Source organism: Crenobacter intestini (genome assembly GCF_004919095.1).
Taxonomy (GTDB): Bacteria; Pseudomonadota; Gammaproteobacteria; order Burkholderiales; family Chromobacteriaceae; genus Craterilacuibacter; species Craterilacuibacter intestini.
This window is the reverse complement of record NZ_STGJ01000002.1, coordinates 1-18,116: the sequence shown is the minus strand read 5'-3', so window position 1 is coordinate 18,116 and position 18,116 is coordinate 1. Positions and strand designations below refer to the sequence as shown.

The 18,116-nt window shown below is 69.5% G+C and carries 19 protein-coding genes; 9 read left to right on the top strand and 10 right to left on the bottom strand.

The window, feature by feature from the left end; genetic code table 11:
• Window positions 1-2 precede the first annotated feature (2 nt).
• Complete coding sequence (locus tag E5K04_RS02580; RefSeq protein WP_136551354.1) at window positions 3-1,139, bottom strand: PilT/PilU family type 4a pilus ATPase; 1,137 nt, start codon at window positions 1,137-1,139, stop codon at window positions 3-5.
• 16 nt (window positions 1,140-1,155) lie between these two features.
• Window positions 1,156-2,193, bottom strand: coding sequence for a type IV pilus twitching motility protein PilT (locus E5K04_RS02575; protein WP_136551353.1), 1,038 nt, complete (start codon window positions 2,191-2,193; stop codon window positions 1,156-1,158).
• A 153-nt stretch (window positions 2,194-2,346) separates the two neighbouring features.
• Here E5K04_RS02575 and E5K04_RS02570 point away from each other — a divergent pair, with 153 nt between their 5' ends.
• The 6 genes from E5K04_RS02570 to aroG all read left to right on the top strand — a co-directional run bounded on the left by E5K04_RS02570 (window position 2,347) and on the right by aroG (window position 6,703).
• On the top strand, window positions 2,347-3,072 hold the full coding sequence (locus E5K04_RS02570) for a YggS family pyridoxal phosphate-dependent enzyme (RefSeq protein ID WP_136551352.1): 726 nt from the start codon (window positions 2,347-2,349) through the stop codon (window positions 3,070-3,072).
• On the top strand, window positions 3,069-3,875 hold the full coding sequence (gene proC, locus E5K04_RS02565) for a pyrroline-5-carboxylate reductase (protein WP_136551351.1): 807 nt from the start codon (window positions 3,069-3,071) through the stop codon (window positions 3,873-3,875). Before E5K04_RS02570 ends, proC begins: the two co-directional genes overlap by 4 nt.
• A gap of 1 nt (window position 3,876) precedes the next feature.
• The gene (locus tag E5K04_RS02560; RefSeq protein WP_136551350.1) at window positions 3,877-4,458 is read left to right on the top strand and encodes a YggT family protein; all 582 of its coding nucleotides are present in this window, start codon (window positions 3,877-3,879) and stop codon (window positions 4,456-4,458) included.
• Between the two features lie 53 nt (window positions 4,459-4,511).
• Window positions 4,512-4,817, top strand: coding sequence for a c-type cytochrome (locus E5K04_RS02555; protein ID WP_136551349.1), 306 nt, complete (start codon window positions 4,512-4,514; stop codon window positions 4,815-4,817).
• 160 nt (window positions 4,818-4,977) lie between these two features.
• Window positions 4,978-5,388: an RNA polymerase-binding protein DksA gene (dksA, locus tag E5K04_RS02550; protein ID WP_136551348.1), complete on the top strand. Its 411-nt coding sequence runs from the start codon at window positions 4,978-4,980 to the stop codon at window positions 5,386-5,388.
• 244 nt (window positions 5,389-5,632) lie between these two features.
• The gene (aroG, locus tag E5K04_RS02545; RefSeq protein ID WP_136551347.1) at window positions 5,633-6,703 is read left to right on the top strand and encodes a 3-deoxy-7-phosphoheptulonate synthase AroG; all 1,071 of its coding nucleotides are present in this window, start codon (window positions 5,633-5,635) and stop codon (window positions 6,701-6,703) included.
• Between the two features lie 58 nt (window positions 6,704-6,761).
• On the opposite strand, the gene E5K04_RS02540 is transcribed toward aroG, so the two are convergent.
• From E5K04_RS02540 to E5K04_RS02525, 4 genes are all read right to left on the bottom strand, one after another.
• The gene (locus tag E5K04_RS02540; RefSeq protein ID WP_136551346.1) at window positions 6,762-7,964 is read right to left on the bottom strand and encodes a heme biosynthesis HemY N-terminal domain-containing protein; all 1,203 of its coding nucleotides are present in this window, start codon (window positions 7,962-7,964) and stop codon (window positions 6,762-6,764) included.
• Window positions 7,961-9,028: a uroporphyrinogen-III C-methyltransferase gene (locus E5K04_RS02535; RefSeq protein WP_235844229.1), complete on the bottom strand. Its 1,068-nt coding sequence runs from the start codon at window positions 9,026-9,028 to the stop codon at window positions 7,961-7,963. Before E5K04_RS02535 ends, E5K04_RS02540 begins: the two co-directional genes overlap by 4 nt.
• Window positions 9,029-9,138: 110 nt before the next feature.
• Window positions 9,139-10,005, bottom strand: a complete 867-nt coding sequence (locus tag E5K04_RS02530) for an NAD(P)-dependent oxidoreductase (RefSeq protein ID WP_136551345.1) — start codon at window positions 10,003-10,005, stop codon at window positions 9,139-9,141.
• A 96-nt stretch (window positions 10,006-10,101) separates the two neighbouring features.
• The gene (locus E5K04_RS02525) at window positions 10,102-10,824 is read right to left on the bottom strand and encodes an SDR family oxidoreductase (protein ID WP_136551344.1); all 723 of its coding nucleotides are present in this window, start codon (window positions 10,822-10,824) and stop codon (window positions 10,102-10,104) included.
• A gap of 112 nt (window positions 10,825-10,936) precedes the next feature.
• Here E5K04_RS02525 and E5K04_RS02520 point away from each other — a divergent pair, with 112 nt between their 5' ends.
• Window positions 10,937-11,752: a LysR family transcriptional regulator gene (locus tag E5K04_RS02520; RefSeq protein WP_136551343.1), complete on the top strand. Its 816-nt coding sequence runs from the start codon at window positions 10,937-10,939 to the stop codon at window positions 11,750-11,752.
• Between the two features lie 56 nt (window positions 11,753-11,808).
• Here E5K04_RS02520 and E5K04_RS02515 read toward each other — a convergent pair whose 3' ends face one another.
• From E5K04_RS02515 to E5K04_RS02505, 3 genes are read right to left on the bottom strand one after another with little or no spacing between them, the layout of a single operon-like run.
• Window positions 11,809-12,537, bottom strand: a complete 729-nt coding sequence (locus E5K04_RS02515; RefSeq protein ID WP_136551342.1) for a uroporphyrinogen-III synthase — start codon at window positions 12,535-12,537, stop codon at window positions 11,809-11,811.
• A complete protein-coding gene (hemC, locus tag E5K04_RS02510) occupies window positions 12,534-13,460 on the bottom strand; it encodes a hydroxymethylbilane synthase (protein WP_136551341.1) in 927 nt (308 codons plus the stop codon). The genes E5K04_RS02515 and hemC overlap by 4 nt, the downstream gene beginning before the upstream one ends.
• 60 nt (window positions 13,461-13,520) lie before the next feature.
• Window positions 13,521-14,414, bottom strand: coding sequence for an AEC family transporter (locus E5K04_RS02505; protein WP_136551340.1), 894 nt, complete (start codon window positions 14,412-14,414; stop codon window positions 13,521-13,523).
• Window positions 14,415-14,465: 51 nt separating this feature from the next.
• On the opposite strand from E5K04_RS02505, the gene ppc reads away from it, so the two are divergent.
• Entirely contained in the window at window positions 14,466-17,171 is a 2,706-nt protein-coding gene (ppc, locus tag E5K04_RS02500; RefSeq protein ID WP_136551339.1) for a phosphoenolpyruvate carboxylase, read from the top strand.
• An 86-nt stretch (window positions 17,172-17,257) separates the two neighbouring features.
• On the top strand, window positions 17,258-17,809 hold the full coding sequence (locus tag E5K04_RS02495) for a YaeQ family protein (protein ID WP_136551338.1): 552 nt from the start codon (window positions 17,258-17,260) through the stop codon (window positions 17,807-17,809).
• Window positions 17,810-17,872: 63 nt separating this feature from the next.
• Here the strand turns inward: E5K04_RS02495 and E5K04_RS02490 are convergent.
• Window positions 17,873-18,116, bottom strand: a 244-nt coding sequence (locus E5K04_RS02490; RefSeq protein ID WP_136551337.1) for an MFS transporter, incomplete at its 5' end; no start/stop codon positions are given.

The following is an 18,116-nucleotide window of genomic DNA, read 5'->3' as shown; positions in this document are numbered from 1 at the left end:
GATTATACGATATCGAGGTGGTCGATCCCCGACAGCGGGTCGTGCTGCTTGCCGCCCTCGCCGTACAGCTTGATCTTCAGCCTGAGGTCGTTGACCGAGTCGGCGTTCTTCAGCGCCTCCTCGTAGCTGATCTTGCCGGCCTCGTAGAGCTCGAACAGCGCCTGGTCGAAGGTCTGCATGCCCTGCTCGCGCGAGCGCGCCATCACCTCCTTGATGCCCGACACCTCGCCCTTGAACACCATGTCCGAGATCAGCGGCGTGTTGAGCAGGATCTCGACCGCCGCGACGCGGCCCTGCCCCGACGCGTGCGGGATCAGCCGCTGCGAGACGATGGCCTTCATGTTCAGCGACAAGTCCATCAACACCTGCTGGTGGCGCTCCTCGGGGAAGAAGTTGAGGATGCGATCGAGCGCCTGGTTGGCGTTGTTGGCGTGCAGGGTCGCCAGGCACAGGTGGCCGGTCTCGGCGAACTGCAGGCCGTAGCCCATGGTCTCGCGGTCGCGGATCTCGCCCATCAGGATCACGTCCGGCGCCTGGCGCAGGGTGTTCTTCAGCGCGACGTCCCAGCTTTCGGTATCGGTGCCGACCTCGCGCTGGGTGACGATGGACTTCTTGTGCGGGTGCACGTACTCGACCGGGTCCTCGATGGTGATGATGTGGTCGGCCGCGTGCGTGTTGCGCCAGTCGACCAGCGCCGCCAGCGAGGTCGACTTGCCCGAGCCGGTCCCGCCGACGAAGATCACCAGCCCGCGCTTGATCATCGAGATGTCGGCGAGCACCGGCGGCAGGTCGAGCTTCTGGAACGACGGGATCTCGGTGTTGATCTTGCGCAGCACCATGCCGGCCTGGCCCTGCTGGATGAAGGCGCTGACGCGGAAGCGGCCGACGCCCGGCGGGCTGATCGCGAAGTTGGCCTCGTTGCTCGACTCGAACTCCTCGGTCTGCCGGTCGTTCATCACCGCGCGCACCAGCTCGCGGGTGTGCTGCGCGGTCAGCGGCTGCGGCGACACCGGCGTGATCTTGCCGTCGACCTTCATCGCCGGCGGGAAGTCGGCGCTGATGAAAATGTCCGACGCGTTGCGCGCGATCGCGTGCGCGAGCAGCTCGTTGATGAACTTGGACGCCTGGTCTTTTTGCATCGTCAGTCTCCCGGTCTCAGAACAGGTCTTTCTGGGCGGCCTTGGCGCGCGCCTCGGCGCTGCTCACCAGACCGCGGCGCACCAGCTCCTGCAGGCACTGGTCCAGCGTCTGCATGCCGTGCTGCTGGCCGGTCTGGATCATCGAGTTGATCTGCGCGATCTTGTTCTCGCGGATCAGGTTACGGATCGCCGGCGTGCCCAGCATGATCTCGTGCGCGGCGACGCGGCCGTTGCCCTCGCGCGTCTTCAGCAGCGTCTGCGAGATCACCGCACGGATCGACTCGGACAGCATCGAGCGCACCATCTCCTTCTCGCCGGCCGGGAACACGTCGACGATACGGTCGATGGTCTTCGCCGCCGAGCTGGTATGCAAGGTGCCGAACACCAGGTGGCCGGTTTCCGCCGCGGTCAGCGCGAGGCGGATCGTCTCCAGGTCGCGCATCTCGCCGACCAGCACCACGTCCGGGTCCTCGCGCAGCGCGCTCTTGAGCGCGTTGGCGAAGCTGTGCGTCTGCAGGCCGAGTTCGCGCTGGTTGACCAGGCTCTTTTTGCTCTCGTGGACGAATTCGATCGGGTCCTCGACGGTGAGGATGTGCGAGTAGTGGTTGTCGTTGACGTAGTCGACCATCGCCGCCAGCGTGGTCGACTTGCCCGAGCCGGTCGGCCCGGTCACCAGTACCAGGCCCCGCGGGAACTCGGCGATGTCGCGGAAGATCTTCGGCGCATTCAATTCCTCGAGCGTCAGCACCTTGGACGGGATCACCCGGAACACAGCAGCGATGCCACGGTGTTGCAGGAAGGCGTTGACACGGAAGCGCGCGACACCCGGCAGCTCGAACGAGAAGTCACACTCGTAGTTCTCCTCGAACGCCTTGCGCTGGTAATCGTTCATGATGTCGTACACCATGTCGTGTACGTCGGCGTGTTCCATCGGCGGCAGGTTGATCCGCCGCACGTCGCCGTGCACGCGGATCATCGGCGACAGGCCGGCGGACAGGTGAAGGTCGGACGCCTTGTTCTTCACCGTGAATGCCAGAAGCTCGGATATTTGCATTTATAATCCCCTAAGTTTTGCCGCCCGCATGGCGCCCCCGCGCCGGACTCGGGACGATTGTAAGGGTTGCCACCGGCGTTGGATACGCCGGCACCCCGCACCGACGCCCGCGTGCGACCAAAGATGCCACGCCCCAACCCGAGGACCCGCCACATGCCACAGACCATCGCCGACGCCATCGCCCAGGTCCGCGCGCGGATCGGCAGCGCCTGCCGCGAGGCCGGCCGGCCGGCAGGGGCGGTCATGCTGCTCGCGGTCAGCAAGACCCAGCCGGCCGCCGCCGTCGCCGCGGCCGCCGACGCCGGGCAGCGCGCGTTCGGCGAGAACTACGTGCAGGAGATGGTCGACAAGGCGCACGCGCTCGCGGGCCGCGGCCTCGAATGGCACTTCATCGGCCCGCTGCAATCGAACAAGACGCGGCCGGTCGCCGAGACCGCCGACTGGGTGCACTCGGTCGAGCGGCTGAAGATCGCCGGGCGCCTGTCGGCGCAGCGTCCGGCCGGGCGGCCGCCCTTGAACGTGCTGGTGCAGGTCAACGTCTCGGGCGAGGCGAGCAAGAGCGGCTGCGCGCCGGATACGGCGCTCGAACTCGCGCGTGCGGTCGCCCGCCTGCCCGGCCTGCGCCTGCGCGGGCTGATGTGCATCCCCGAGCCGAGCGACGACGCGGCGGTGCTCGCCGCGCGCTTTGGCACGCTCACCCGCCTGCAGGCCGCCTTGCAGGCGGAAGGATACGCCGTCGACACGCTGTCGATGGGCATGTCGGCCGACCTCGAAGCCGCGGTCGCCGCCGGCAGTACCATGGTCAGGGTAGGCACCGCCGTCTTCGGCGCGCGCACCTATCCGCAAACTGAAGCCCCCCAGGAAGGAAGCACCCCATGAACATCACCTTTATCGGCGGCGGCAATATGGCCGCGGCCATCGTCGCCGGCCTCGCCCGCGAGGGCGGCCACCGCATCCGCGTCGTCGAGCCGGACGCCGCCAAGGGCGCGCAACTGGCCGCCGATTACGGCGTGGCCGCGCTGGAGAGTGCCCCGGCAGCGTTCGGGCAGGACGAAGTGGTCGTGCTGGCGGTCAAGCCGCAGGTGCTGCGCGAGGTCTGCACCCAACTGGCGGGCAAGCTGGACGGCGCGCTGGTGGTCTCGATCGCCGCCGGCATCCGCGCCGACGCGCTATCGCGCTGGCTGTCCGGCCACAGCCGCATCGTGCGCGTGATGCCGAACACGCCGGCGATGGTCGGCAAGGGCATGTCCGGCCTGTTCGCCGCGCCGGCAGTCGACGAGGCGGATCGCACGGCGGCCGAAACGGTGATGCGCGCGGTCGGCGACACGCTGTGGCTGGACGACGAGGCCGGCATCGACGACATTACCTGCATCAGCGGCAGCGGCCCGGCCTACGTGTTCTACTTCATGGAGAGCATGATGGAAGCGGCCACCGCCGCCGGTTTCGACGAGGCCGAGGCGCGCCGCCTGGTGCTCGCCACCTTCGACGGCGCGGTCGAGCTCGCCCGCAACAGCCTGCTGCCGGTAGCCACGCTGCGCCAGAACGTGATGTCCAAGGGCGGCACCACCGAGCGCGCGATCGCGCGTTTCGACGCCGAAGGCGTGAAGGCCGCGATCAAGGCCGGCGCCGAGGACTGCCGGCTGCGCTCGATCGAGATGGGCAACGAACTGGGGCGCGACTGACATGCTGGTGCAGACGCTACAGTTCCTGATCCGCACCATTTCCGACCTGTTCGTGCTGGTGCTGCTGCTGCGCTTTTACCTGCAGGTGGCGCGCATCCCGTTCCGCCACCCGCTCGCGCAGTTCGTGATGGCCTGCACCAACTGGCTGGTGCTGCCGGTCCGCCGCGTGTTGCCCAGCGTGCGCGGCTACGACAGCGCGACCATCGCCTGCGCGTGGCTGGCCAGCCTGTTGGCCATCGTCGCCATCCTGCTGCTGGGGCCGATGCCGTACAGCTTCGCGTCACCGCACAACTGGCTGATGCTGACGCTGCTCGCCGTGCTCACGCTGTTCTCGCAGTCGCTCTATCTATTGATGGGTGCGGTGCTGGTGCAGGCGATCATGAGCTGGGTCAACCCGTACAACGGGCTCGCGCCCATCCTGTCGGCGCTCACCCGCCCCTTCCTCGCGCCGTTCGCCCGCGCGCGCGTCGGCGGCGTCGACCTGTCGCCGCTGGTGCTGCTGCTCATCGTGCAGGTGATCCTGATGCTGCCGGTGCGCGTGCTGGAGGGCACCTTCCTCTCCCAGCTGCAACTGGCGCTATAGACGGGAACATTGCACAATCGGCCGAACGGCCCAACCCAGGACAAAGGCATCAAATGAAAAACACCCTGTTGCTCAGCCTGCTGCTGGCCGCGGCCAGCAGCCCGGCCTTCGCGAGCATCGCGCTCGCGCAGAAGTACACCTGCACCGCCTGCCACGCGACCGACCGCAAGGTGGTCGGCCCGTCCTACCAGGACATCGCCCGCCGCTACGCGGCCGACAAGGGCGCCGAGGCCAAGCTGGCCGCCCGCATCAAGGCCGGCGGCGCCGGTAGCTGGGGCCCGGTGCCCATGCCGCCGAACCCGGCGATCCCGGATGCCGACCTCAAGGCGCTCTCCAAGTGGATCCTCGGGCAGAAATAAGCCCCCGGGGAGGATCTTGCCGCGCTGTGCCCTGCTGGCTATAACTTCGGGCAGGATTTGCACCGGCGTGCAGGCAGGCTCGCCAACAGAGTTGCCTTTTGACCATGCCGTCGGTAATCTTCCACGCCTATCGCCCACACTCAGCTGGAAGAACCCCAATATGGCCAAACTGACCGAACAGGACATCCTCAACTGGAATGGCGACGACTACATGAACGCCGACCAGCTCGAGTTCTTCAAGGAGTTGCTGCTGCAGACGCAGCAGGAGCTGGTCAACAACGCCAACGCGACCGCCAGCCACCTGCAGGAACAGGAGTCGACGCCGGATCCCGCCGACCGCGCGACGCTCGAGGAAGAGTACGCGCTGGAGCTGCGCACCCGTGACCGCGAGCGCAAGCTGCTGCAGAAGATCCAGGCTTCGCTGCGCCAGATCGACGACGGTTCCTACGGCTACTGCGAGGACACCGGCGAGCCGATCGGCCTCAAGCGCCTGATGGCGCGTCCGACCGCGACGCTGTCGGTCGAGGCGCAGGAACGCCGCGAGCGCATGAAGCGCCAGTACGCCGACTGAGCCGCGCTTGCGCATCCGGCAAAGGGCACCCCACGGGGTGCCCTTTGCTTTGACGGTGCAGCGCGACACGCGGCCAGCGATCAGCGCGGACGGCGCGCAACTTAATGCCAATCTGAAATCTGGATGCATGATATGCAGCATTTATATTGCGCGGCGCCTTCATGACATTGGCGAGCAGGGCTTGGCGCACGGCGTCATAGCGGGTATTGTCTGTGCAAAGGAACGCAAACCAGAGAGCCCGCCCATGCAAAGACAGACCGACGACGTCCGGATCCGCCAGATCAAGGAACTGCTGCCCCCGATCGCCCATATGTACGAGCTGCCGCTGAACGAGCCGGCGTCGGAGGTGGTGTACAACACCCGCCGCGACATCGCCGCCGCGCTGCACGGCGAGGACGACCGCCTGCTGGTCGTGGTCGGCCCCTGCTCGATCCACGACATCGGCGCGGCGAAGGAATACGCGGCCCGCCTGATGAAGCTGCGCGAGCAGTACGCCGACTCGCTGATCATCGTGATGCGCGTCTACTTCGAGAAGCCGCGCACCACGGTCGGCTGGAAGGGCCTGATCAACGACCCGCACCTCGACGAGTCGTACGACATCAACGCCGGCCTGCGCATCGCGCGCCGACTGCTGCTCGACCTCAACAACATGGGGATGCCGGCGGCGACCGAATTCCTCGACATGATCACCCCGCAGTACTTCGCCGACCTGATCAGCTGGGGCGCGATCGGCGCGCGCACCACCGAGAGCCAGGTCCACCGCGAACTCGCGTCCGGCCTGTCCTGCCCGGTCGGCTTCAAGAACGGCACCGACGGCAACCTGAAGATCGCGATCGACGCGATCCGCTCCGCCAGCGTGCCGCACCACTTCCTGTCGGTGACCAAGGCCGGCCACTCGGCGATCGTGCAAACCGGCGGCAACCCGGACTGCCACGTGATCCTGCGCGGCGGCAAGGAGCCGAACTACGACGCCACGCATGTGCGCGCCGCCACCGCCGAACTCGCCGCGGTCGGCCTCGCACCGCGCCTGATGGTCGACTTCAGCCACGCCAACAGCCGCAAGGACTACCGCCGGCAGATGGAAGTCGGCCAGGATGTCTGCGCCCAGCTCGCCGGCGGCGAGGAGCATGTCTACGGCGTGATGGTCGAGAGCCATCTGGTCGAAGGCCGCCAGGACCTGAAATCCGGCTGCGACCTGGCCTACGGCCAGAGCATCACCGACGCCTGCATCGGCTGGAACGACACCGAACAGCTGCTCGCGATGCTCTCCGAAGCGGTGCTCGCCCGCCGCGCGCGCCGGGAGCAGGCGAACTGAGCACCCCGCGCACAAAAAAGCCCACCCTCTCGGGTGGGCTTTTTTACGCCTGAACGGCTCAGGACTCGGCGGCCAGCGCCATTTGCAGCGCCTGCTGCCGGTAACGCTCGGCGGCTTCCGGCTTGTCGAGCGACTCGAGCAGGGCGGCCAGCGCGGCCGTCGCCTGCAGCGACGGCGCCACCGACAGGCTGGCCTCGTAGTAGCTCTGCGCCTTGCCCCACAGCTGCTGCGTCTGCGCGAGGCTGCCCAGCGCGAACAGCAGGGCGGCGTCGCGCGGGCGATCGCGCAGCCAGGCCTCGGCGTCGCGCAGCAGCCCCTTGCGCCGCTCGTCGGACAGCGCGGGTGCGAACCTGGCCAGCGCCTGCACCAGCGCGGTGTCCTCGCTGTCCGGGATCCGTTCGGCGAGCAGGCTGGCGGCGCGGTCGGCCTCGCCCAGGGCGGACAGCCGTTCGGCGACTTCGAGCAGCAGCTCGTCGTTGCCGCGCTCGACCTGCGGCACCTTGCCCCACCAGCGCAGCAGCGATTCGCCGTCGACCAGCGCGGCCAGCTGCTGGCGGTACGCGGCGACCCGGTAGCGGCGCGCCTGCGAAGCGTCCAGCGCGTCGGCCTTCAGGAGCTTCTCGGTCAGCTGCAGCACCGCCTCCGGCTGGCCCAGTTGCAGACGGATCTTCAGTTCCAGGCGCAGCGCGGAAGTCAGGTTGGGCGACAGCGCGCGCGCGCGCTCGACGGCGGATAGCGCAGCGAGCGTATCGCGGTCTTCGTAGCGCAGCTCGGCCTCCAGCATGTGGCGGGCCAGCTGCAGGCGCTCGGGCAGCTCGCCCAGGCGCTCGAGGCAGGCGTCGCGCCGGGCCTTGTCCTGCGTCTGCGCGGCAGAACGCGCCGAGATCAATAGCGCGAGCGCGCGGTTTTCGACGGCGAACTCGTCCTCCATCGCGCGCGCAGCCTCGCGCTCGGCCTTCTGGTAACGCCCCTCGAAGAAGGACAGCGCCGCCTCGCGCAGCGCGTGGCGCGACGCCTTCAGCTTCTTCTGGCGCTGGAACTGGCGCACCTCCTCGGGCAGGCGCACCGCCAGCGACAGCAGGCGCAGCAGCGCGTGCGCGACGGCGATCAGCACGAAGACCGAGATGATCATCAGGTTGAACGACACCTCCAGCCGGTAAGGCGGGAAGAACAGGATGGCGTAGCCGTTGTTGACGGTCGCGGCGAGGCCGAGCAGCACGGCCAGCGCGAACAGGCCGACGATCCACAGGACGAATTTCACGGTTTCACCTCCGCCTGTCCCTGCAGGTCATGCACGGCCTTGAGGCTGCCGGTCAGCTCGGGCAGCTCGACGTCGAGCGGCACATCCTTGAGGGTGGCGAGCGTGGCCAGCCACTGGCGGGTCGCCGGCGCGTCGCGGTCGAAGTAACGCGCGACGTAGCTCTCGGCCGCCGCGATGTCGGTGGCGAAGGTCGAGCCCTGGCGCGCCATCAGCGCGATGCGCGCGTCCAGCAAACGCATCTTCAGGTTCTCGCGCAGGAAGAAGGCCTGCTCGGGCGACAGCAGCAGCGCCTCGGGCTTGTCCATGCGGCGGATATTGACCAGCTCGCCGATGCTGTGCGTGAAGTCGGACAGCGCGCGCTCCCACCACGGCGCGGTCTGAGGCAGCGCGGCGCGCTGCGCGACCTTGGCCGGACCCAGCCGGTGGTGGTCGACCGCCAGCGGCAGCGCGTCGACGGCCAGCATCAGCTGGTCAAGCTTGAGGGTGACGCCGACGCTGTCGACGTAGGGCAGCGACTTGAGCGAGGCGAGGTCCTTGCTGACCGCGCGCTTGAGCGCGATCAGCTGCGGGTTGTCGAAGCGGGCGAGCCGCGCCTCGACCATTTCCAGCGCCGACACCGCGGCGCCGACGTTGCCGGCCAGCAGGAGCTGCTGGCTGGCGATGGTCAGCGAATGCTCGACCTCGGCCTGCAGCCAGTCGCTGCGGTTGTTGGTCAGCGACTGGTACATGCCCTCGAGCGTCGCATACTGGCCGGCGGACTCGTTGACGCGCGCCTCGATCTGGACGAGGCGGGTCTCGGTGTCGCGCAGCGCCTTGGCGGTCGCGTCGGCCTGCACCTTGAGCGCGCGCTCGCCGATGCCGCTGCTGGCGATCTGGCGGGCGAGCTCGAGCCGGGTTTCGGCCAGCTGGGTCTGGGTCTGGTAGAACTGCCAGCCGGAGACGCCCAGCGCGGCCAGCGCGACCAGCAGCGCGACGTTGAGCGTGCCGTGACGAGGTGCGGGCTGTGCCGCAGGGGCACTCTGGCCGGCGGAAGGAGTGGGGTCGGTCATCGGAGTGTCGCTCATGCTACGGGCCCATGCTGAAGTTCGACATCGCGGCGCAGGCGTCCGCGCGGTTATGTCATTGTAACTTCAAGGCCGCGCCAGCGGCCAGCACGGGCGCGGCCGCCGGGCGCTCAGCCTTGCGCGCGCAACACCTTGATCAGCGCCGAGACCTCCTGTGCGCCGTAACCGGCGGCAACCCCGCGCTCGAACAGGGCGGCGGCAAACGACGGGAAGTCCGCATTGATGCCGCTGCTCTCGGCGTGCACCCGCAGCCGGGTAATGGCCGCGCTCCACGTTTTAAGCGAAGCGTAAGGCGCGTCAAACTCGCCGCGCGCCAGCGTCGCGCCCAGATGGCGGACGTCGCCGCCGAGAATCGGCGACAACTCGGCCAGTTGCGCGCAAAACGCGTCCACCGGCAGCCCTTCGGCCTCGCAGATCAGCGCGCCGTGCAACGCGCCGATCAGGCCGCCGGCAAAGTAGGTCGCCACCGCGCAGTCCTGCGCCGACGCGGCGCCGACGGCGGTGCCCAGATAGTCTAGCGCCGGCGCCAATTGGCGCAGGCAGGGTTCGGCAGCCCGGAACGCCGCCTCGGCGCCGGAGGCGATGATGGACGCGTCGGCCGTTCCCATCTGCTCGGGAAAGGCGAGGATGGCGCCGTCCAGGTAGGACGCGCCGTGCGCATGCGCCCAGGCCTCCAGCTCGCGAGCGCCCTGCGGCGCCCCCGTCGACAGCTGCACCAGCAGGCGGCCGGACACCGCGGCCTGCGCCGTTTCCAGGGTGGACAAGCTGGCCGGGTAGTTGTCGACGCAGATCAGGGTCAGCGGGCTGGCCGCGAGAGCCTGCGCCGCCGTGCCGGCCACCCGTGCGCCCTGCGCCTGCAGGGCGCGTGCCTTGTCCGCGCTGCGGTTCCACACCGTCACCTGCCAGCCGGCCGCGCACATGACGTGCGCCAGCGCCGACCCCATGGCCCCGAGGCCGATGACCGAAACTTCATGCATTTCCTGACTCCTGCGCCCTTGGGCGCCGCAAAAAAAAACGGGCGGAACGCTCCGCCCGGGTAGCAAGGGGCAGCTTGGCTGCCCGCTTGCCCTGCCTTACGGTTCCTGCCGCGTCGCCGCCAGCACGATCTCGCGGATGCACAGGTCCTGCGGCTGCTCGTACGCGTAGCGCACCGCCTCGGCGATGTCGCCCGCCGAGATCACGCCGCCCATCTGCTCCTTCCACGCGTCGTAGCCCTGCTTGATCCCCTCGTCGGTGGTGTGGCTGAGCAGTTCGGTCTCGGCGGCGCCCGGCGCGATGGTGATCACGCGCACGTCCTGCAGCGCAACTTCCTCGCGCAGGTTTTCCGAGATCGCGTGCACGGCGAACTTGGTCCCGCAGTAGGCGGCGTGGTTGGGGAAGGTCTTGCGCCCGGCGATCGAGCTGATGTTGACGATGGTGCCGTGGCGGCGCGCCAGCATGCCCGGCAGCACCGTGTGGATGCCGTTGAGCACGCCCAGCACGTTGACGTCGAGCATGCGCTCCCACTCGGCCGGGTCCTGCCCGGCGAGCTTGCCCAGCAGCATCTGCCCGGCGTTGTTGACCAGCAGGTCGGCCGGGCCGTACAGCGCCTCGGCTTCAAGCAGCGCCGCGGCGAGCGCCGCGCGGTCGGTCACGTCGACGCGGCGGCACAGCGTATTGGGCAGGCCGAGCGCCTCGAGTCGCTCGAGGCGGCGCGCCAGCAGCAGCAAGGGGTAGCCGCGCGACGAGAACAGGCGGGCACAGGCCTCGCCGAAACCGGAGCTGGCACCGGTGATCACGACCAGAGGTTTATCCATCATTGTCTCCTGAAATAGAAATCCGGGATGGCAAGCGCCACGCACTGCACTATAGTCAGCGCTTGCCTCGGCGAAAAATCGTTTGTTTCGCTTCCTGCCATCGGATTTTTCTATGGATATTCGCGCCCTGCGCGCCTTCGTCGCCGTCTTCGACGCGCGCAACATCACCCAGGCCGCGCAACTGCTGCACCTGACGCAGCCGACGCTGTCGGCGTCACTGCGCGCGCTGGAGGAAGAGCTGGGCGTCAGCCTATTCGTCCGCCAGCCGCGTGGCGTCGCGCCGACCGACGCCGCCGGCCGCCTCTACCCGCAGGCCAAGCGGCTGATCGCCGACGCCGACGCGCTCGCCCGCCGCTTCCGCGAGGACGACGCCTGCCTCGCGCTGACGCTCGGCGTCGAGGCCGACCTCGACCCGCGCCGGGTCGGCGCACTCGCCCGCGTCGCGGCGGCCACGCCCGCGCTCTTGCTGACGCTGGCCGACGGCTGCACCGGCGACGCGCGCGTCGGCTGCGAGAGCCTGCGCTGCGAGGACGAGCTGTTCGAGCCCTTGTGGGAGGAGGAATTCGTGCTGGCGCTGCCGCCGGGCCACCGGCTGTCCGGCCGCGTGCTCTCGCCCGCGGCGCTCGCCGGCGAGGAATGGGTGATGTGTCCGCCACACGCCTCGCAGCAAAAGCTGCTCGCGCATCTGGGCGAGTACGCGCCGGCGCACCCGCAACGCGCGGCGTCGCTCGCGCTCGCCGCCGCGATGGCCGGTGCCGGCGTCGGCGTCGCCTGGCTGCCCGAGGGGCTGCTGCCGGCCGGCTGCGGCAGCGCGCGCTTTGACGCGCCGCCACTCAAGCGCCGCATCGGCCTGTGTTTCGCGCCGGACGCGCTGGCTCAGCCGGCGCTGGCGGCCTTACTGGCGAGGCTCGCGGAGTCCGGCGCCTGAGGTGCGCCCGGGTGCGGGGCAACCCGTATCGCCGGCGTGCGCCGCTTGCCGCACAATCAAACGCGGTCGAGCGCTTCGACCAGCGCCGCGTCGTCGGCACGGGCCGCGACCGTCACCTGCTCTGCGCCAAGCGCGTAGAGGCATTCTCCGACACGCGGGTGCAGCGCGACGAAACGCTGGCGGGCGAGCCAGTCGCGGCGCGCCGGCGGCGCTGACGCGAACAGCGCGGTCGCGATCTCGCTGGCGGTCACCACCAGCGCGGCGACAGTTTGCTCGGCGGCAAGCACGGCCCAGCCCGGGTCGACCGGCACGCGCCGGTACAGCGCGGCAAACGTCACCTCGGCGCCACGCTCGGCCAGCGTGTCGGCCATGAGCGCACGGCCGCTGTCGCCGCGCACGATCAGCACGCGCGCGCCATCCAGCGCCTGCAGTTCGGGGAGCGCGAGCAGCGCCTCGCTGTCGCTGCCCGCGGCCGGGTGCAGCACCGGCCAGCCGGAGAACTCGGCCAGCCGCGCGGCGCTGCCGCGGCCGACGCAGGCGAGCCTGAGCGTGGCGGGCAGTGCCAGCTGCGGGATGGAAAACAGGATGTCGACGGCGCCGGGGCTGACCGGGATCAGCCAGTCGGCATCGGCAAGCTGAGCCGGCAGGCGCGCGAGCGCCACCGGGTCGGGGACAAGTTCGAGCGGCGCGAACGGCCGTGGCGTATAGCCGGCCGCCGCCAGCCGCGCGGCCAGCGCCGCGCACTGCGCGGCCGGCCGGGTGACGAGGACGAGCGGGCCGCTCATGCCCCGGCGAGGACGGCGTCGACCAGTTGCTGCGCGCCGTCGTCGACCAGCCGCTTGGCGACCGCGCGGCCCAGCGCGTCGGCGTAGCCGCGCGGCGCGCTGGCGGTCGCGGTCAGCATCACCGAGCCGTCGGGGTGGGCGACGAATCCGCCCAGGGTGAGCACGTCGTCGCTGAGCGTCGCGAAGCCGCCCAGCGGCACCTGGCAGCTGCCGCCCAGCTGACGCGACAGCGCGCGCTCGGCGGTCACGCAGTCGCGGGTGTCGGCGTGATCGAGCGGCGCGAGCAGTTCGGCGAGGTCGGCGCGGTCGGCGCGGATCTCGATGCCCAGCGCGCCCTGCCCCGGCGAGGGCAGGCTCTCCGACGGCGCAAGCTCGGTGCGGATGCGCCCGGAGAGGCCCAGCCGCTTGAGGCCGGATGCGGCAAGGATGATCGCGTCGAACTCGCCGGCGTCGAGCTTGGCGAGGCGGGTCTGCACGTTGCCGCGCAGCGGCTTCACCGTCAGGTGCGGGTAGCGCGCGCGGATCTGCGACTCGCGCCTGAGGCTGGCGGTGCCGACCACGGCGCCGGCGGGCAGTTCGGCGAGGCTCGCGTAGCGGTTGGAGACGAGGGCGTCGCGCGGGTCTTCGCGTTCGCAGATGGCGGCGAGCGCGAAGCCTTCGGGCAGGTGCATCGGCACGTCCTTCATCGAATGGACGGCCAGGTCGGCGCGGCCCTCGAGCATCGCGACCTCGAGTTCCTTGACGAACAGACCCTTGCCGCCGATCTTCGACAGCGTGACGTCGAGGATCTGGTCGCCGCGGGTGGTCATGCCGAGGATCTCGACCGTCAGTTCCGGGTACAGTGCCTCGAGCCTGGCCTTGATATGCTCGGCCTGCCACATGGCCAGCCGGCTCTCGCGGCTGGCGATCACGATCTTTTTCATCGCCGTTCCTGAAGGTATGGATTTGGCGATGATTCTAGCATGGCAGGGGCTTGCCCCCGCCTAGAGCAGGGTCGAGATCACCACCGGCAGCGTCAGCATCGCCGACAGCGTGGAGACGGTGACCAGGAGCGCGGCAAGCGGGCCGTCGCCGCCCATGCGCACGGCGAGGATGTAGGTCGACGTCGCGGTCGGCAGCGCGGCCATCACGATCAGCGCGCTCTGGTAGACGCCGCCGATGCCGAACCACGCGGCGAGCGCGTACGCCATCAGCGGCAGCAGCGCGAGCTTGACCACCGTCCAGTAGACGACGGGCGCCAGGTGGCGGCGCGCGCCGGCAAAGCGCAGGCCGGCGCCGATCGCGATCAGCCCCAGCGGCAGCGCGGCGTCGGCGAGCAGGCGCGCCGCGTCGAACAGCGGATCGGGCACGGCGACACCGGCGAGGTTGACCGTGAGCCCGGCGACAATGCCCCAGATCAGCGGGTTGCTCGCAAGCTCGGCGAGCAGGCGGCCGTCGCCGGCACGCGAGAGCTGCCAGACCGCCATCAGGTTGACTAGCGGGATCAGCGCGCCGAACAGCAGCGCGATGGTCGCGATGCCGGCGTCGCCGGCCAGCGTGCTGATCACCGCGAAGCCGACGTAGGAGTTGAAGCGGTACGCCGCCTGCTGGCCGGCGGCAAACGCAGGCGGCGGCAGCGCAAACAGCCGGCCGGCCGGCATCGCCAGCACGAAGCCGGCGACGGTGAACAGCACGCCGGCGGCCAGCATCGGCACGCTGGAGGCGACGTCGAGTTCGGCGCGCGCGAGCGCGCAGAACAGCAGCGGCGGGAACAGCACGAAGTAGACGAATTTTTCCAGTTCGGGCCAGAAGGCGCCGCCGACCACGTGGGCGCGGCGCAACAGGAACCCGGACACAATCAGGGCGAAGTCGGGTAACAGGACATGGGCGGCATTCATCCATATATCATGGCCTGACCCCGCAAGCCGACTCAAGGGTGGAAAACGCCAATGACACAAGAACTGGACAAGGATTTACCGCTGCGCGAAGACCTCGCGCGGCTCGACCGGCTGCTGGGCGAGGTGCTGCGCGAGCAGGCCGGCGACGAGACCTACCATGAAGTGCGCGCGATCCCGCTCGAGGTGCACGCCACCGCGGGCGCGCTGCCCATGCTCGAGCGCCTGTCGCCGGCGGCGACCACCGCGCTGGTGCGTGCGTGCAGCCTGTACGCGCAGCTCTACAACATCGCCGAAGACCTGCACCACACCCGCCGCCGCCGCGCGCACCGCCAGGCCGGCTCCGCGCCGCAGCAGGGTAGCTTGAGCCGGGCGCTGTCGGCGCTGCACGGCGCAGGCCTGCCGCTGGCGCGCCTGACTGCGATGCTGGCCGATGCCAACGTCACCGCCGTGCTCACCGCGCACCCGACCGAGGTGCAGCGCCAGAGCGTGCTCGACGCGCACCGCGCGGTGCGCCGCTTCCTCTCCCGCCTGCACTACCCGGACGTGACGCCCGACGACGAGGCCGACCTCGAACTGCGCCTGAGGCGCGCCATCCTCGCGCTGTGGCAGACCTCCGAGATCCGCCATTTCCGGATGTCGGTCGCCGACGAGATCGAGAACGGCGTCGCCTACCACCCGCTGTCGTTCTTCACCGCGCTGCCGCGCATCTACGACGCGCTCGGCCGCGGCATCGCCGAGCGCTGGGGCGAGCGCCCGCGCCTGCCGTCCTTCCTGCGCGTCGGCAGCTGGATCGGCGGCGACCGCGACGGCAACCCCAACGTCGACGCGTCGGTACTGCGCCTGGCGAGCGACCGCCAGGCCGAGACCGCGTTCGCCCACTATTTCTACGAACTCTCCGGCCTCTACCGCGAGCTGTCGCTGTCCAGCCGCATGGTCAGCGTGTCGGCCGCGGTCGACGCGCTGTCGGCGGTGTCGCCCGACGACGCCGAGAGCCGCCGCGAGGAGCCATACCGCCGCGCGCTGGCGACCATCGAAGGGCGCCTGGGCGCGACCGCGCGCGCGCTCCAACTGCCGGTGGGCGGGCGCTGGTGCGCGGGCGAGCCCTACGCCGACGCGCAGGCGGTGATCGCCGACCTCGCGCTGATCGCCGACTCGCTCGAGGCGCACGGCAGCGCCATCCTCGCCGGCGGCCGCCTGCTCAGGCTGCGCCGCGCGCTCGACGTGTTCGGCTTCTACCTGATGCCGCTCGACCTCAGGCAGCACGCCGACATCCACGCGTCGACCGTCGCCGAGCTGTTCGCGCAGGCCGGCCTCGAGGAATACCTCGCGCTCGACGAGGCGGCACGCGTGCGCGTGCTCCGGCGCGAGCTGGCGACGCCGCGCCTGCTGTACTCGCCCTTCCTCGAGTACAGCGCGCCGGTACAGAAAGAGCTGGCGATCTTCCGCGAGGCCGCGCGCGTCAAGATGGCGCTTGGCGACGGCGCGATCACGCAGAGCATCATCTCCAACTGCGCGGCAGTCAGCGACCTGCTGGCGCTGGCGCTGCTGATGAAGGAGACCGGCTTGCTTCGCATCGTCGACGGCAGCCCGGTCGGCAGCGTCAACATCGTGCCGCTGTTCGAGACCATCGGCGACTTGCGCGCCGGCGCCGGCATCATGCGCGAGCTGTTCGCGCTGCCGTGGTACCGCCAGCTTCTGCAAAGCCGCGGCATGCTGCAGGAAGTGATGCTCGGCTACTCGGACAGCAACAAGGACGGCGGCTACCTGACCAGCCAGTGGGAGCTCTACCGCGCCGAGCAGCAACTGGTCGAAGTGTTCGCCGGCGCCGGCGTGCGCCTGCAGCTGTTCCACGGCCGCGGCGGCTCGGTCGGCCGTGGCGGCGGCCCGAGCTACGAGGCGATCATCGCGCAGCCGGCCGGCTCGGTCGCCGGGCGCATCCGCATCACCGAGCAGGGCGAGGTGATCACCGCCAAGTTCTCCGACCCGGACATCGCTGCGCGCAACCTGGAGGCGCTGGTCGCGGCGACGCTGGAGGCGACGCTCGCCGAAGACCGCCGCGACGCCACAGATACCGCGCTGTTGTCCGAGCTGTCGGCCGACGCCTACGCGGCGTACCGCGCGCTGGTCGAGATGCCGGGCTTCATGCAGTACTTCCTCGAGGCGACGCCGGTGACGGCGATTGCCAAGCTCAACATCGGCAGCCGCCCCGCCTCGCGCAAGAGCCTGACCTCGATCCGCGATTTGCGCGCCATCCCCTGGGTGTTCTCGTGGTCGCAGTCGCGGCTGATGCTGCCGGGCTGGTACGGCGTCGGCTCGGCGGTCGAGGCCTACCTCGAACGGCACGGCGACGCCGGCGCCGACGCGCTGCGCGCGCTGTACCGCGACTCGCCGTTCTTCCGCGTGGTGCTGTCGAACATGGAACAGGTGCTGGCCAAGGCCGACCTCGACCTCGCCCGCCGCTACGCGTCGCTGGTCGCCGACCGGGCGCTATCGGACGCGGTGTTCTCGACCATCGAAGCCGAATGGCAGCATACGCTGGCCGCGTTTTACGCGATCACCGGGCAAAGCCGCCTGCTCGAGCACAACCCGACGCTGGCACGCAGCCTGGACACCCGGCTGCCCTACCTCGACGCGATGGGCGTGCTGCAGGTCGAGCTGTTGCGGCGCCTGCGCGAGGAGAGCGACGACGCCGAGGCGCTGTACGCGATCCACCTGACCATCAACGGCGTCGCCGCCGGGCTGCGCAACAGCGGCTAAACGCAAGGCGGGCCGGCAAGGCGACAAGCCCCTGCCGGCCCGGGGCCGCGAGATGCGGTACACTGCGTGCTTTTGCGGACGCGCCCATGGCACTCAAAGCCACCATCTACAAGGCCGATATCGACATCTCCGATATGGACCGCAGCTACTACGCCAGCCACAACCTGACCCTGGCCTGCCATCCCTCCGAGACCGTCGAGCGCATGATGCTGCGCATGGTCGCTTTCATTCTCAACGCGAGCGAGACGCTGGCCTTCACCAAGGACATCTGCGCCGACGACGAGCCCGCGCTGTGGCAGAAGAACTATTCGGACGAGATCGAGCTGTGGATAGACCTGGGCGAGCCTGACGAGAAGCGCATCAAGAAGGCGTGCTCGCGCGCAGAACAGGTGATCGTGTACAGCCACGGTGGCCGCGCGTCCGACGTGTGGTGGCAGGCTATGGAGAACAAGGTGTCCCGCTTCGACAACCTGTCGGTGGTCGGCATCGGCCCCGAGACCCTGTCCGAACTGGCGGCGATGGCCGAGCGCAGCATGCAGTTCTCCGCCACCTTGCAGGACGGCCAGCTGTGGCTATCCGACGGCACGCACAACGTGCTGGTCGAGGGCGTGCGCCTGAAGTCTGCCGCCCACGCGTGAGCCTGGCACCAGACAAAAAAAAGCCGACCCGCGGGTCGGCTTTTTTCATGGCTGCGCCTTGAATCAAGCGTTGGCGGCAGCGGTTTCTTCCGCCTTGGCCAGCTTCAGCGGCTTGGTCATGAAGCCCAGCACGATGGCGACGGCCAGCAGGCCTGCCGAGATCGTGAACGCCAGGCTGTAGGTGCCGGTGGTGTCCACCGCCCAGCCAGCCAGCAGCGGGCCGACGAAGCCGGACACGCCCCAAGCGGTGTACAGCACGCCGTAGTTGGCGCCGTAGTTCTTCAGGCCGTAGAAGTCGGCGGTGGTC

Coding starts and splice junctions, on each gene's coding strand:
- E5K04_RS02515 (WP_136551342.1), bottom strand. CDS start 12,537: ATGAGCGGCCCGCTCGTCCTCGTCACCCGGCCGGCCGCGCAGTGCGCG.
- E5K04_RS02525 (WP_136551344.1), bottom strand. CDS start 10,824: ATGGATAAACCTCTGGTCGTGATCACCGGTGCCAGCTCCGGTTTCGGC.
- E5K04_RS02530 (WP_136551345.1), bottom strand. CDS start 10,005: ATGCATGAAGTTTCGGTCATCGGCCTCGGGGCCATGGGGTCGGCGCTG.
- E5K04_RS02495 (WP_136551338.1), top strand. CDS start 17,258: ATGGCACTCAAAGCCACCATCTACAAGGCCGATATCGACATCTCCGAT.
- ppc (WP_136551339.1), top strand. CDS start 14,466: ATGACACAAGAACTGGACAAGGATTTACCGCTGCGCGAAGACCTCGCG.
- aroG (WP_136551347.1), top strand. CDS start 5,633: ATGCAAAGACAGACCGACGACGTCCGGATCCGCCAGATCAAGGAACTG.
- E5K04_RS02580 (WP_136551354.1), bottom strand. CDS start 1,139: ATGCAAAAAGACCAGGCGTCCAAGTTCATCAACGAGCTGCTCGCGCAC.
- E5K04_RS02575 (WP_136551353.1), bottom strand. CDS start 2,193: ATGCAAATATCCGAGCTTCTGGCATTCACGGTGAAGAACAAGGCGTCC.
- E5K04_RS02505 (WP_136551340.1), bottom strand. CDS start 14,414: ATGAATGCCGCCCATGTCCTGTTACCCGACTTCGCCCTGATTGTGTCC.
- E5K04_RS02555 (WP_136551349.1), top strand. CDS start 4,512: ATGAAAAACACCCTGTTGCTCAGCCTGCTGCTGGCCGCGGCCAGCAGC.
- dksA (WP_136551348.1), top strand. CDS start 4,978: ATGGCCAAACTGACCGAACAGGACATCCTCAACTGGAATGGCGACGAC.
- E5K04_RS02560 (WP_136551350.1), top strand. CDS start 3,877: ATGCTGGTGCAGACGCTACAGTTCCTGATCCGCACCATTTCCGACCTG.
- E5K04_RS02535 (WP_235844229.1), bottom strand. CDS start 9,028: ATGAGCGACACTCCGATGACCGACCCCACTCCTTCCGCCGGCCAGAGT.
- proC (WP_136551351.1), top strand. CDS start 3,069: ATGAACATCACCTTTATCGGCGGCGGCAATATGGCCGCGGCCATCGTC.
- E5K04_RS02520 (WP_136551343.1), top strand. CDS start 10,937: ATGGATATTCGCGCCCTGCGCGCCTTCGTCGCCGTCTTCGACGCGCGC.
- E5K04_RS02570 (WP_136551352.1), top strand. CDS start 2,347: ATGCCACAGACCATCGCCGACGCCATCGCCCAGGTCCGCGCGCGGATC.
- hemC (WP_136551341.1), bottom strand. CDS start 13,460: ATGAAAAAGATCGTGATCGCCAGCCGCGAGAGCCGGCTGGCCATGTGG.